We start from the raw sequence: 13726 nt of genomic DNA on the forward strand, positions 1-13726 counted from the left end.
TCCTTTTCGTGCGGCTCCTTTGTATTATTCCTTTAGTCAGATGAAAAGAGTTGAGTTCTGGACAGAGGAGTTCGTAGTACGTTTGGCCTATCAGTGCCTTTTTAACAATTGGATGCAACGCTTCTATGATGGTTCTCTAGCGGCCATTTGAGAGATGGCGGAAAAGGAGGTTTTCAATTGCTCGTTAAGGTGAAAGGGGAAAGTTGGATGTTGGTCCGGTGATATTTGCAAGGGTGAGAAATCCTTTGAAATGGTAGCTGGACGATATAGAAGGGATAGATCCACGAAGCATTGAATCAAGTCCACTGTCTGGGCAGCCATCAACGGGGTAGGTGGTATCTTTTGTATATTGGCTTTCAAATCCAGAATGGTTTAATCGCTAATCAGTGACAAACTCAGTATCTGGTTTGTGCCGCAAAGTGCAGGGAAGGCTTCCCTGGCTGACACTAGCAAGTATCAAACCCTCATTGCAAGATGAAACATGTCAAAGTTTGGCTGTAATCCTGGAGAAATCAGGAGAGTACTTCATGTCGAAAAGAGACATCCTCATCGTCAGTTCTACAGAAGGTCATCATACTGATGCAGGGCAAAAGTGCTATTCAGACTGGCAGATGCGGTTGCTTCGTGCTTGATATGAGCTGCGAATAGCTAATATGAATTTAATTTCTTGCCATGAACAGGAAATTAAATTCATTGGTAGACAAGCTTAGTTTTTTGTAGGTGAGGAAGGGACAATCCTTGTTGAGCAAAATCTTTAGGGTCACTATCAAATATCTTTCAACCTTAAAACAAGTTGCAAGACTTGTATGGACAGTCAATCCTCGAACTTTTCTGGCTTTATTTAGCTTAGCAATTCTAAATGGGTTGTTCCCCACTGCTAGCGCATTCTTCACCTCTAGCTTGCTTCAGATGCTAGTGCAAACGCTACACACCAAAAACGTTGTCAACTTGCCTGCTAATTTTATTGGGTTGTTAATGCTCATGGCCGGAGTAGCTGTGCTCAATCACGTTTTCCAACATCTGAGTACTGTCATCCAGAATCTCTATCAAACACTTGTTTCTAATCATATAGGCCTGCTCATTGCTGAAAAAGCAGCAGTGATTGACCTGGCCTTCTTCGAGAATCCGGCCTTTCATAACAAAATGCGCACTGCTGTAGGGGAAGCCAGTTATCGCCCAATGATGCTCCTTAACGGCCTGATGAATCTGGCTTCGACGCTCACCACACTGTTCTCCATGAGTCTTGTAATAGCACTCTGGCAAGCCTGGATCATTCCAGTAATTTTCCTCAGTTCCCTGGCTATGCTTTGGGCCTCGGTCCATTTCGGAGCCCAACGCGTAGCTTTGCTTAGTGGGCGCGCTGAAACCGAACGTAAGAAACAGTATTTACAGACATTACTTACCTCCGAGCAGGGGGCAAAAGAGATCCGACTATTTAGTCTGCGGCAGTTCCTACTCAATAACTATCGGGCTTTGCTCGATTCGACGTTTCGGCAGGATCGTAAACTTGCTTTCCGTCAGGTATTCTATCTGGGAGCAATAGATGTGCTTCTATCAGTCGTGCAACCATTGCTCTACAGCTTTACGGCGATACAAGTTTTACAAGGTTTGATTAATATCGGCCAGTTCAGCTTCTACACCCAATCAATTCAGCAATTGCAAGGGACACTGATCGGACAGATGTCCTCACTCGGCACTCTGCATGAGGGCAACCTGTTCGTGACCAATCTGCTCAACTTTCTGGATTGGCAGCCTCAGGTTGAAGCACCACGAACTGAGTCCAAGAAATATCTCGCCGCCATTTCTGCCAGACCACGCATTGAATTTCGAGAAGTGACGTTCTGCTATCCCGATACAGAGAGGATAGCCCTTGATAATGTTAGTTTCGTCATCCAGCCAGGCGAGGCAATAGCACTGGTGGGTGAAAATGGTGCTGGCAAGAGTACATTTGTCAAACTTCTGGCAGGGCTATACGAGCCAACGGCGGGGCAAATCTTACTGGATGACGTGCCGATTCTACATCTGGATCGAGATGATCTACGACGCTATCTCAGTGTGATTTTCCAGGACTACACTATCTATTATCTGTCCGCCTACAACAACATAGGTGTCGGACAAGTCGAACATATACAGGACAAGGCATTGCTTGAGGCAGCGGCCAAACGATGCGGGTTAGATCATGTTATTGCAAGTCTGCCGAATGGTTTTGAGACAGTACTAGGGAGCTTTTGGGAGCATGGACATGAGTTATCAGGTGGACAGCGGCAATTGGTAGCGATGGCACGCGCGCTAGTGCGTAACGCTCCCATACTAGTGTTAGATGAGCCGTCCGCCGCATTGGACATTTACACTGAACGCAGCCTCTTTCAGCATCTGTTAGAGGACCGGGCTAGTGGGCAGTTCCAGACAGTGATTTTTATCTCACATCGATTTGCAAGTGTACGCCTTGCCGACCGTATCCTGGTCTTAGAGCATGGAAACGTGATCGAGCAAGGAACCCATGACGAATTGCTCAATCGAAACGGGCGTTATGCAGAGATGTTTAATCTACAGGCAGAACAGTACAACACTAGCAGCAGGCTGATAACTGTAGTAGAGTGAGATAGTTCCCAGTCTGATTATGCGTACTCATTTCTGTGCCCATCAGATGTTGCGGTATGAGGATGCATCCAAAACCGGAACAAACTGGGGAGGAGCAAAAGAAAGAAGATAGGCCGTCATCTCAAAAAGTCTCCCATATTTCTTGGGAGATCGATGAGAAATGATCTACAACAGGAGGATCCAATGTTTACAACATATTTACTGGTGTTCTGTCGGGTCACTATTGCTTTATTATTTATTTTCTCCTTTTGCGGCAAGCTTCTAGCTCTCAGAGACTTTGCTGTTACTATTGGGGACTTTAAACTGTTACCACGAAAATGGAGTAAGGGCGCGGCAATACTCTTTCTGATTGGTGAAATCACCACAGCAATACTTGTGACTATGGATGTTAATTTAACATTCATCGGATTTTTGCTAGCGATAACATTGCTGATGATTTTCTCTGTCGCCCTAGTAACTGCATTGTGGCGTAAGCTCGATATGAGCTGCAATTGTTTCGGCAGGACTGAGCAGCGTATCTCTCACTATGATGTGATTCGCAACGGCATCTTTATCCTTTGTGGTCTGACCGGCCTGTGGCTGCTAAGGTATGCTCCACAAGGCTTGTCTGTTAGCGAGATTATACTGCTTGCACTTATGAGTACCGTATTCCTCCTGTTTATCGTGAAGTTGGATGATATTGTTGAGACACTTCGCCAACCTTTCCCAAACTTTGAAGAACGGAGATAAATCCAATGGAATCCTTGCTGCTTCTAAGCCTGAGTATCCTCTGGGGTGTGGTATCGGTTATTCTGGCATTGACATTGCGGATTCTTCGCTGGCTAAGGGCCTCCTCTGAGGCGCGAATGAAACAACAAGAGACTATGGAGGAGCGCCCAGCATTGATTATTGGCGCACCAGCAGGAGACTTCAAAGCCAGGACTCTTGCTGGTAAAGCAGTACGCTTGGATGACTATGCTGGTCGCTCCGTCATCTTTATTTTTGTTTCGCCGGCATGTGGCCATTGCCGCATAGAAATGCCGGCACTCATCAAACTGGCTCCTTTGGCGCAGAAAAATGCAGGGACAGAGATCATTCTCGTCAGCGATTGGGGCCCTGTCGTGACACAACAGTGGCTAGAAACTATACGAAGCGAAGACCATGTGGACGTGCAGCTACCAATTTTGGTCGCCCCACGCGGGAAAACTGATTTTCTGGACGACTATAACCCAAGGCATCTCACCCCCTCTTTTTGTCTTCTCGATGCGCAAGGTAACGTACAAGCTACGGGGGGTATCCCATCGACCGCATGGAATAAACTCAAGCGGATTTGGGAAGGGACGACCAAGCTTCCGGCCTTCACACTTATGAAGTCTGATGATGTAGGTCGAAAGGGACATGAAGTATAAATTGTTTAGCTATTATGGGGCGAGAGGAACAAATGGAAGCTCAGGAAAGATATAACCAGTTCCTCAACGATATATGGAAAGAGTTTCCCTCGAAAGTACAGGAGAAGCTAAGGCAGATATTAGCTGAGTGTGGCAGTTGGTCAGCAGAGCTAGCCACAGAAGCATTGCTGTTACAAGAGCAAGAATATACAGTGATGAGGGGAAAGATGAGCTAGGTGAGGTGCAGCAAATGACCATGCTCATCATTTACCGAATAGGATCTCTTGTAAAGGAACTGGACAGAACAACGAGAAAGGATGTTCTATGATACAAGGCATCATCGCGAATTTCTTTACCTTCTCCGATGTCAATGGCACTCTTCAGATCACCTATTATCCTCAGGCACGACTCGACTACCAGGGTCCCGAAGGGCGTTTTATCTATCCTGGTGCCAGTCCAGGTCGCTATATAACCATCCAAGAGCAAAGCTTTCTTGGTCAGCAGATCACGATAGTGCTCGCGCCAGCGGCTGATGGTCCCTCTATGACTCTGACTCTTTTGCTCCCCCCCATGAACATGGCGGGTCAGCATGAGCAGGATTTTGACACCCTCGCTATCAAGACCACCAGATCGGGCCTGCTGTCTCCCAGAGGGGCGCTGCTCACCTACGAAGTAATCCCCTTACAGGGAATTGCTCAACATCTCCTCCATCCGCCCTATAGTCGGCAGGGACCTCTGTCAGATGAGCCACAAGAGGCCTTCAAGGCAATTGCTAATGAGATTATGAAGATGAGCGAGGTCGATCAGCAGATGAGGAAGAGGGGGCAGTGGGATGCTTCGATTGATGTGGCAAATACGCAGCGGATGAAGGGGATTGTTGAGCACATGGGGTGGCCAACGAGATCTAAGGTGGGAAGTCCTGCTTCGAAGATGGCGTGGCAGCTTGTCCAGCATGCGGATCATGACCGTGCCTTTCAGCAGGCGTGCCTCGATCTCATGAAGGCGCAAGCGCCAGGCGAGGTGTCGCCAGTGAATATCGCGTATTTAGAGGATCGGGTGAGAGTGGCAGAGGGGCGTCCTCAGGTCTATGGCACGCAATTTTATAGCGATGAGGCAGGCAAGGTTGGCCCAAGGCCAATTGAAGATCCAGACCACGTTGATGAGCGAAGACAAGCGGTGGGTCTGCAGCCGCTCAGTGACTATGCGCGTGAGGTAGAGCAGTCTTACCAGGAGTACCACCCGAGCTAGTGCTGCACTTGTGCCTGCTTTCTTCTCCCGTGGTTCGGACGGCTTCCTCTTTAAATTCTTTAGTGGAGGTTTTCTGAACCTTTGCCATGTTGATCCCTTTCCTGATTTGTTAGAGTATATCTCAGCTTTGCTGACTCTATCAAACTTGGGCAGGGTCAAAGCTCTTTATCGCAGTTTTGGCAGATGCCTACCTCATAGTCTGGATCAATGTCCTCGTTCCACGGACCGTCACCATTTTCGTCGCCATACGTATACCAGCGCTCTACGGCATTCTATCGTTCCTTTTCGCTCCTCCCAGTAGGTTTCACCTGTGATGCTTACGCTTCTCTCAAAAGTCTGAGAATCTCCTTGTCTACGTCAGAGTGCTCTTGAGACCGTTATTATTTTCCCCTACGGTGAATACAACGATGCTGCTAAATGAGAACGCTAAGGGGTAAATGAGTTCAGAATACGCTCCAACTCTTGCAGGGGTGGCTTGTGAAGGACTTTTTGAGCTGCCTTAGTTGTTCTGGCATGTGGCTTCATACAAACCCCAAGAAGCGAAAAGATGGCTAGAGGATAGCATAGAAGGTGGCGCTTGTGAAACGAAGTTCAATTATTGAGCGAGGAATAAGGGGTGGCATGTGTTTCACAATGAGAACACACGCCGACGGCACCTTGTGCTCTGTCTCTTCCGCTACGGTTGATATAGGTGGCAAAAATGAGGTTAAAATCCAGGAGTCGAGTTAGCGTACCCGCAAAAGGACTATGCAACGCGAGCGCAATACATTGTATAATATTCAGGAGGGCCTGTAGCCCGTTACAACATCGAACTCGTCATAACGCAAAGGGTAGTGCGATAGTGAACACCCGCGCTACCCTTTCTACCACCATTAAGAGGCTGCACTGCAACCATGATAGAAGAAGTCACAAAGGACATATTTCGGATTTGTGTCCCCATTCCTTTTCCACTGCGCACCGTCAATATGCACGCCATCGTAGGCAAAGATGGGTGGGCCTTAATTGATACCGGCATGGGCGTCCCTGATGCCCGCGCGGCGTTTTCCGCCGGCCTGGAACGCGCCGGACTGACAATCAATACCTTGAAAGCCATCGTTCTGACCCACCATCATCCTGATCATGTCGGGCTTTCGGGCGAGCTGCACAAACAGAGCGGCGCGGCCATCTATATGCATCCAATCGATGAAGCAGGGGTGCAGATTCTGTGGAAAGGCACCATGCCACAGCGGTTCGGCAGCGTCTCGCAATTTTTTTCGCAGCATGGCATGCCGCCTACAACGCTCTGGTTCTCGCAGGTTGACCCCGAGCTTATGCGCTCCATCATCAGTGTTCCGCCGCACGAGGCTTTCACACTGGTTGAGGACGACCAGCATATCGACCTGGTGGGCGAAGATTATCGCGTGATCTGGGTGCCCGGACATTCCGATGGACAAATCTGCCTGTTGCGCGAGCGCGATGGCGTCTTCTTCGCCGCCGATCACGTTTTGCCGCGCATCACCCCAAATGTCGGACTCTATTCGCCACATGACCGGCAGAATCCCCTGGGAGACTATCTCAACTCGCTGGCAAAGGTGATGGAGCTGCCGGCAAGCATCGTGCTTCCCGGGCACGGCGAGCCGTTCAGCGACCTGGCCGGACGTGCCAGGGAGATTGTCGCCCATCACGAAGAGCGCGAAAAAGAGATTTTGGGCCTGCTGGATGGCAAACCACAACATGCATACCAGATCGCCATGCAGCTCTTCGGCAACCGTCTCAATAATAACGAGGCGCAGCGCATGGGCGTGGCCGAGGTGCTATCGCATCTTGAATATCTCCGCTATAACGGGCAGGTCGAGCAGCACAGGACTACTGATGGGTTAATTTTATACACCGCTGCCTGATAATGACTGTGCTAAAAATAGCAATTCATAACGAGGATGAACCCGCTTGAGGAGCAATTTTGCGCCTATATTACAGGGCTGAACCGGCTTCCCAGGCTGGTTCATCACGCGGATCAAGCTCTGAAGCAGCTTCATACCCTTGTATTTCTCAAAATCGCATGCTATACTCCTAATCGGCAGCGAATAGTAAAACCGCTCTACAGGCCCAACAATACTGTATTGGGATGAAAAGCGATGTGTTGATCGTTGTAAGGAGGATTTCGAAACATGGCAACAAACAAATCCGATGGTGGCTCGACAATTGTTGGTCGCCAGGAGCTAACCAGGCGTATTGCCTCAGAGGCGAAACTGACCCAGAAGCAGGCTTCCCAGGTGCTGGAAACGACCCTGGATACCATTCGCGAGGCACTCCAGAATGGCAATGAGGTTCGTTTAGTAGGCTTTGGTTCCTTCAAGGTCCGAACGAGCGCCGCCCGCAAGGGCGTCAATCCTCGTGACCGCCAGCCTATCGAGGTGCCGGCTAAGGAGCGCGTGCGTTTCTTCCCAGGTAAAGAGCTCTCGGAAGCTGTCGTCAAGAAGTAGGGGCGACCCTTGAGGTCGCCCCTTGGGTATCTCTTGTGATTGCCCACGGGGCGCCATTCGCGGATGCCCAATCAGGCATGGGTGCGGGCTGGAGAAGCGGCCCTCGTGGTCGCCAGTATGAAGATTGGAATAGCGGGGGAATTTCCTATTTCTTGCCCGCGCTTATGCAGGTCTTGTTGTATCTCGCTGCCACATACAACGACTTCTTGATACAGGAGTGAGGATGAGTGCCGGGCCAGCTGCTAATGGCCCGGGTGCTGTCCTCATTGTCTTTTTTGGTTACAAATCCGGGATGGATGCTACTTTGGAATCTCCTCATGCATTCTCCTCTTTCTGATGCACCTCTCCGGTCGATCTTTCTTGTCAGCTAGCTTTTCTCGCTCACCTGATTGCCTTCCAATTGAAGCTCATCCAACCGCTGCTCGCTCGTCCGCGCAAGAAAACGTCCACCCAGCACGATCCACAGCGGCAGCAGCACCAGCGAAGGCAGCAGTATGATAAAGGTCAAGGGCGCGAATGCAATAAATGAGTAGATGGCAAGGTCGAGCGCCAGCAGCAGGCCTATGATACGCATGGCCCCTTTTGTTTCCCAGGAGACCGATGCAATCCAGATCGCCGCAGAAATATGGCCGCCATAGCGCATTGAAAGATAGGTTGCCTGGGGAGCGCCGTTGAGCTGCATAATATCCGTCGCTATATCGATGACGAGCCAGCCATATCCTGCGTACTTCGCCCAGCGCGGTGCCGGAAGCGCCGCTATAACGGGAAACAAGAGCGCGTGTTCCGCGACCGCGAGCAGCGCCAGCAGTTCAGCCACAACCACAGAACTGCCGGTCGTCGCATTCCGAAGCGCGGGGATCAGATACGTTACCAGGTGAATGGCGAAAAGAATCGCTGCCGCATAGGCGATATAGGCGACTTTGTCTTGTTGAGATGATTTCGTTTCGTACATGAGTAGCTCGACTTTCCAGGATGCTTACCTTTTCTCGCACACCAACATTCTTGATGAAAGAAGCATACCTTCAGTGAGGAGAAAAAACATCCCTCTGCAGACCTGTTTTGGATAGGACTGGAGATGCGTCGGGAAAACTATAAATTGCAGGCTGGTGATTCCCTTAAGTTCCCAGGACGCGATGAACTCATGCAGGTTCAGGGTCGTCAGAGATTCTTCGCTGCGCTCAGAATGACAGGCCCCCGACAGACCGTGTCCTGTTCGGGGCCTGTCATTCTGAGCGCAGCGAAGAATCTCTAGCCCACTTTTGGATATTCACCAGATTGGGGATCATTGACGACATATCTCTTATCTGCTATCATTTCAATATCTACTGAAATATTGAAGACGGAAGCACAATGCGGATATCCTGCCCGAGAAGAGTGGCTCATGAAAGGATGAGGAATAATGGCCGATCAGGATGCGTATGGAGAGAGTTCGGAAGTCAGTTGGCCGCTGGATTCGACCAATGTTTATGGTACGCTGGTCAGACCGGCCGCCCCCGGGCCATTTCCTGCCGTGGTGATGGTGGCAGGCAGCGGCCCTACGGATCGGGATTGGAATTCGCCGCTTCTACCAGGCTCTAATGGCAGTGCGCGCCTGCTGGCGGAGGCATTAGCGCAGGCAGGTTTTGCCTCGCTGCGTTACGACAAACGGGTTTCCGGCCCCCATGCTCGCGAGAACCTGCCACTGCTGACCGGCAAGCTCAGCATGCAAAGCCATGTCGATGAACTGGCCGGGGCCGTATGTACACTGGCCCATCAGTCGTACGTGCGTTCTGACCGCGTCTTCGCGCTCGCTAACAGCGAGGGAACTCTGCACGCTCTGAACTACCAACTGCACAACCCCGCGATTCCGTTGGTGGGACTCGTACTCATCGGCCCGCCTGGACGAGCTGTTGGCACAGTGGCGCGGTCGCAATTGGCGGCGCAGGCGTCCAGCATTCCAGATGGAGATGCATTGCTGGCGCTCTATGATGCCGCTATCTCCCGCTTCCTGGCAGGAGAACCTACCAACCCTGATCCGGCGCTACCGGAGGGGGTTCAGATGCTGCTGCAAGGCCTGGAAAGTCCCGCCAACTTGCCATTTGCCCGCGAACTCTGGGTGGCCGATGCCGCTCCCCTGCTCAGGCAGGTTAACGTTCCTATGCTGGTCATCATTGGGAAGAAAGACATCCAGGTAGACTGGCAAGCCGATGGTGGGCCGCTCCAACGTGCCGCTGAGGGACGTAAAGATATAACTTTCCTCTTCCCTGAGAATGCGAATCACGTCCTCAAGCAAGAGCTGCGGCCCCGGTCGGAGTTGATAGCACCCGAGATAGTGGAGAGCTACAATGGTCCCAATACACACCTGGACCCGGAGGCGCTGACCGGCATTCTAGAGTGGCTGGCGGGCCACGTTTGACGCGGTTTAGTGCAGAGGCTTCTACTCCACCACCACATTCAATTCCCACCCGGTCTCCTCTTTGAATCGCCGCTGCACATCCGCAATTATCTCCATGCTCACCGCCCCCACGCAATTCACGCTCAACGTTGTGTTATGTTGAAATAGTTGAGGTTCGCCATTGATGGTTACACCTTCAGGCAACAGGCGGCGAACTGCCTCGATCAGCGCAAGGCGATGCACGATGGGATAGATGTACACTTTCCAACCGGTCTGAGCGGCCAGGCTTGCGAGTTGCTCCGCGTAGCGCTGCTTCGCCAACTCAGGGAAGTGGAAATGCGCCCATAAGATACCCTTGGAGGAATCAGCTCCAACACGATAGAAGGTAGGTTCGCTGCCGAATGTTTCCCTGACGAGCACCATCGCCTGCCCCTGGGGCATTCGTTCTGGCATCGTGTTGCCAGCTTTCCCCGCTTTTTGACCTTTCTGTCCAGGGGCAATCAATCGGAGTTGCCAGCCTGTCTCTTGCAAAAATTGCTGTTGCGCCTCTTCCATAGCTTCGGGGCTGGCGTTGCCAGTGTAATGGACACCGACCGCGTGCTGATCGAGGTAGAGCGAGGGTGTGCCAGAGCATTGCAATTCTGGAGGCAGCACGCGGCGTGCCATCTCGACCAGCGCCTCCTGGTTCGTCGTGGGATGCAGCCGCACCTGCCAGCCGGTCTGCGCCTCGAGCTGCTCGAAAACCCCCGCGTAACGGGTCGCCGCGACATCCGGGAACTGGAAACGCGGCACCAGCGTTATCGAGGCGATATCCAGGCCAACTTTCGTGAAACCGGGTAATCCTCCTAGCAATCGTTGAGCCACCTGGTGCGCCGTGTGCTGATCCACCGGCGCGCTGGCACGCGCCGGCAACATGGCCGTGCCGAATGTCATTGTAAGGGCGGGAGTGGACGAGGATACGGGGTGGGGGCCCTCGTTCAACTCACCGGATGCGGATGAGAGGATGGAACCTTTAAGGTCGCCCTCGCTCAATTCACCGCCAGCCTGGTCAGAACCCTTATAGCCGTCCTCACGAGGAAAAACGATATTGCCATTTATCTGCAATTCAAGCTGCCAGCCAGTCTCCTCGAAAAAGCCGGCGCGGGCCTGCGCAATCTCTGCCTCTGTTGCCTGGCCTCTACAATGCAGCAAGACTGCCCAGCGATCAAAGTAGAGCGAGGGCGTCGATTCTACAGTCAAGCTCGCCGGGAGATGGCGATAAGCGGCCTTGACCAGTTCCCCCTGGTGCGCGTTCGTCGCCAGCGTGATCGAGACACCGACTTCTTCCGCGGCAGCGGCCAGGGCGCCAGCATACTTTTCATAGGCCACCGCCGGAAAGTGGAAAGCAAGTGTGACCGCGCCTGTATCGGGGTCTACACTGCGCCGGTAGAGATCGGGAGGCGAGCCGATATATTGCTCAATGATGCTCAAAATCCAGTTCTGATCGGGGCGATCATAGACTTCCGGCTCTTCCAGCGTCTCACGCCACTCGGGAGCGAGGCTATAGAGCGTCAGTCCTTCGCCTTCGAAGACCGTGCGGCTCTGGGTGAAGAGCAGCGGGTACTTATGCAGGAGCTTTGCCACCGAAAGCCGGTCTTCGAGGGATTGCGATGAAAGGCCGGCCATTTCGCATAGCTCGCCCAGCGTATACATTGTATCCTCTTCGCACTGCCGCGCCAGTTCGTAAGCGGACAGATGGCGGCGAATACGCCGGCTCACCTTCACGAGCTCATTCAAGTAGGCTCCGGCGCCGGCACTCGATTCTTGCGCATCCTGCGGCGCGGGTCCCAGCACTTCGAGGATGGATGAGAACGGAAAGCGCGTGCGCTCCTGCGAGACGCCCCTGGGCAGGTAGACGCGCACGGCGGCGCCCGGTTCGATGGCGCGGCAGATGGTGGGTTTGGCGCTTTCGGGACTCAGCAGCAGCAAGAGCACGCTGCCTACGAGGTCGCCCAGAAAATCTTCGGGCGTCTCCTCGAACTGGCCGCGCACGCGATAGGCCTCTTCCAGCGCGTGCTGCCGCACGAAGTAGCGCTGCTCGTAGTCCTCCATAAAGGTATCGAGGATGCTGGCGGTCGCTTCCTCCGTCGCCTCACCGTACCAGATCAAGGCAAGTTCGCGAGCGGTGACGATACGCAGGGTGGGAACTGCTGTGACGGCCCGCCAGAGTTCCTCGATATGCGTATAGTCGAATGGCCTGCCCTTGCCAATGCCTGTTGGCAGTGGTGGAAGCGCAACAGTGGTCGATGAATCGGCCCTGGGCGCGATCAATCGGCCCCTACGGTCTTCGAGCGTCATGCCGTTGGTTGGTAGCAGCACTTCGGTTTCTGTGAGCAGGGTGCGCAAGGCGGCGCGAGCCTCGTCATCGCCATGCACGAGGGCGACCCGGCGCGGCTTGAGGGCCGCGGCATAGGCAGCCAGTTCTCCGCCGTCGGCATGCGCGCTCAGGCTGTACTTCGCGAAATGGCATTGTACCTGCACCTGCTGCCCGTTGAGTTCGAGATATGAGGACTTCGGATCGGAATCTGCCAGGTCGAGCAGGCGCTTGCCGGGCGATTCTTCGTCCTGGTAGCCGGTAATCAGAATCGAGGCATTGGGATTGGGAGCGAGCCGTGCGGCGTACCATGCGCTGGGGCCGCCGGTGAGCATACCACTGCTGGAAAGGATGCATGTCGGAGGCCCGGCAAGGATGCGCTCGCGGTCGCGGTCGTCGCGCACGAAGGAGACATTCGGGCCTGTGAAAGGCAGGTAGCCCTTGCGAATTTGCCTCTGCAGGCGCGGCGTCAGAGCCTCAGGCAGCAGCAAATAGGTGGAGCAGACGCGGCGTACCAGGCCATCTACATAGATGGGGAAGGATGGTATCTGGCCCTTTTCCTGTGCCTCCTGTAAGATCAACAAAATTTCCTGGCCCCTGCCGAGTCCAAAGCAGGGGATAAGCGTGTGACCGCCATTGGCCAGACCGGCGGCAACCGCCTGGGCGAGCCGCTGCTCCTCGGCCTGGCGATTGGGATGCAACCGCGAACCATAGGTTGATTCCAGCACCAGCAGGTCAGGACGCTCAATGGGCGGGGGCACCGCGCCAGGTACCGTGCGCTGCGGCGTGCTGCTGATATCGCCTGAGACGACTATCGAGCCATCGGATGCGCTAAAGCCCAGGCTTACGGCCCCGGCGATATGCCCGGCGCGGCTGGCGCAAATAGTGATGCCGGGGAGTAGCGGCAAAGTGAAAGGTTCGCCGACCGCCAGGGGACGCACCCGTGCCAGCATATCGGAAACGAGCGTCCCCGGGTACAGAGGCAATTCCATTTCTTCTACTGCCCGGCGCGTCATCACCTTCAGCGCATCGGCAAGCATGACTTCCATCAGTAAAGCGGTCGCGCGCGAGGCAAAGATGGGAGCGGCGGGGAAGGCCTGGTGCAGCAGGGGCAGCGCGCCAATATGGTCCGCGTGGGCGTGCGTGACGAAAATGGCCCGTACATCCTTGCCCTCGAGCAGGGCAAGGTCGGGCAGAGGATCTGCCTTCTTATCCACGCGCACGCCCGCGTCAACTACAATCCATTGATCCGCGATCTCTATGGCAAGGCAGCTCGCGCCTACACCGCTGGCACCGCCTGCGAAAATCACCTGCATTGTCT

General features: G+C 53.4%; 10 protein-coding genes. 8 read left to right on the forward strand and 2 right to left on the reverse strand.

Annotated features, from left to right (window positions below):
- The first annotated feature begins 738 nt into the window (after window positions 1-738).
- The 7 genes from VFA09_19340 to VFA09_19370 all read left to right on the forward strand — a co-directional run bounded on the left by VFA09_19340 (window position 739) and on the right by VFA09_19370 (window position 7899).
- Window positions 739-2601, forward strand: a complete 1863-nt coding sequence (locus VFA09_19340) for an ABC transporter ATP-binding protein (protein ID HZU69440.1) — start codon at window positions 739-741, stop codon at window positions 2599-2601.
- Between the two features lie 183 nt (window positions 2602-2784).
- Window positions 2785-3330 carry a MauE/DoxX family redox-associated membrane protein gene (locus VFA09_19345; protein ID HZU69441.1) on the forward strand — a complete coding sequence of 182 codons (546 nt, stop codon included), beginning with the start codon at window positions 2785-2787 and terminating at the stop codon, window positions 3328-3330.
- Window positions 3331-3335: 5 nt separating this feature from the next.
- Window positions 3336-3989 carry a redoxin domain-containing protein gene (locus tag VFA09_19350; protein HZU69442.1) on the forward strand — a complete coding sequence of 218 codons (654 nt, stop codon included), beginning with the start codon at window positions 3336-3338 and terminating at the stop codon, window positions 3987-3989.
- Between the two features lie 303 nt (window positions 3990-4292).
- A complete protein-coding gene (locus VFA09_19355; GenBank protein ID HZU69443.1) occupies window positions 4293-5216 on the forward strand; it encodes a DUF6624 domain-containing protein in 924 nt (307 codons plus the stop codon).
- 893 nt (window positions 5217-6109) lie between these two features.
- The gene (locus VFA09_19360; protein HZU69444.1) at window positions 6110-7096 is read left to right on the forward strand and encodes an MBL fold metallo-hydrolase; all 987 of its coding nucleotides are present in this window, start codon (window positions 6110-6112) and stop codon (window positions 7094-7096) included.
- A gap of 267 nt (window positions 7097-7363) precedes the next feature.
- Entirely contained in the window at window positions 7364-7678 is a 315-nt protein-coding gene (locus VFA09_19365) for an HU family DNA-binding protein (protein ID HZU69445.1), read from the forward strand.
- 35 nt (window positions 7679-7713) lie between these two features.
- Window positions 7714-7899, forward strand: a complete 186-nt coding sequence (locus VFA09_19370; protein ID HZU69446.1) for a hypothetical protein — start codon at window positions 7714-7716, stop codon at window positions 7897-7899.
- Window positions 7900-8045: 146 nt separating this feature from the next.
- Here VFA09_19370 and VFA09_19375 read toward each other — a convergent pair whose 3' ends face one another.
- Window positions 8046-8630, reverse strand: a complete 585-nt coding sequence (locus VFA09_19375) for a hypothetical protein (protein ID HZU69447.1) — start codon at window positions 8628-8630, stop codon at window positions 8046-8048.
- A 447-nt stretch (window positions 8631-9077) separates the two neighbouring features.
- Between VFA09_19375 and VFA09_19380 the strand changes: the two genes are divergently transcribed.
- Window positions 9078-10073: an alpha/beta hydrolase gene (locus tag VFA09_19380; GenBank protein ID HZU69448.1), complete on the forward strand. Its 996-nt coding sequence runs from the start codon at window positions 9078-9080 to the stop codon at window positions 10071-10073.
- A gap of 21 nt (window positions 10074-10094) precedes the next feature.
- On the opposite strand, the gene VFA09_19385 is transcribed toward VFA09_19380, so the two are convergent.
- Entirely contained in the window at window positions 10095-13721 is a 3627-nt protein-coding gene (locus tag VFA09_19385) for an MBL fold metallo-hydrolase (GenBank protein ID HZU69449.1), read from the reverse strand.
- Window positions 13722-13726: the final 5 nt, after the last annotated feature.

It is taken from the genome of Ktedonobacteraceae bacterium (assembly GCA_035653615.1).
Classification (GTDB): domain Bacteria; phylum Chloroflexota; class Ktedonobacteria; order Ktedonobacterales; family Ktedonobacteraceae; genus DASRBN01.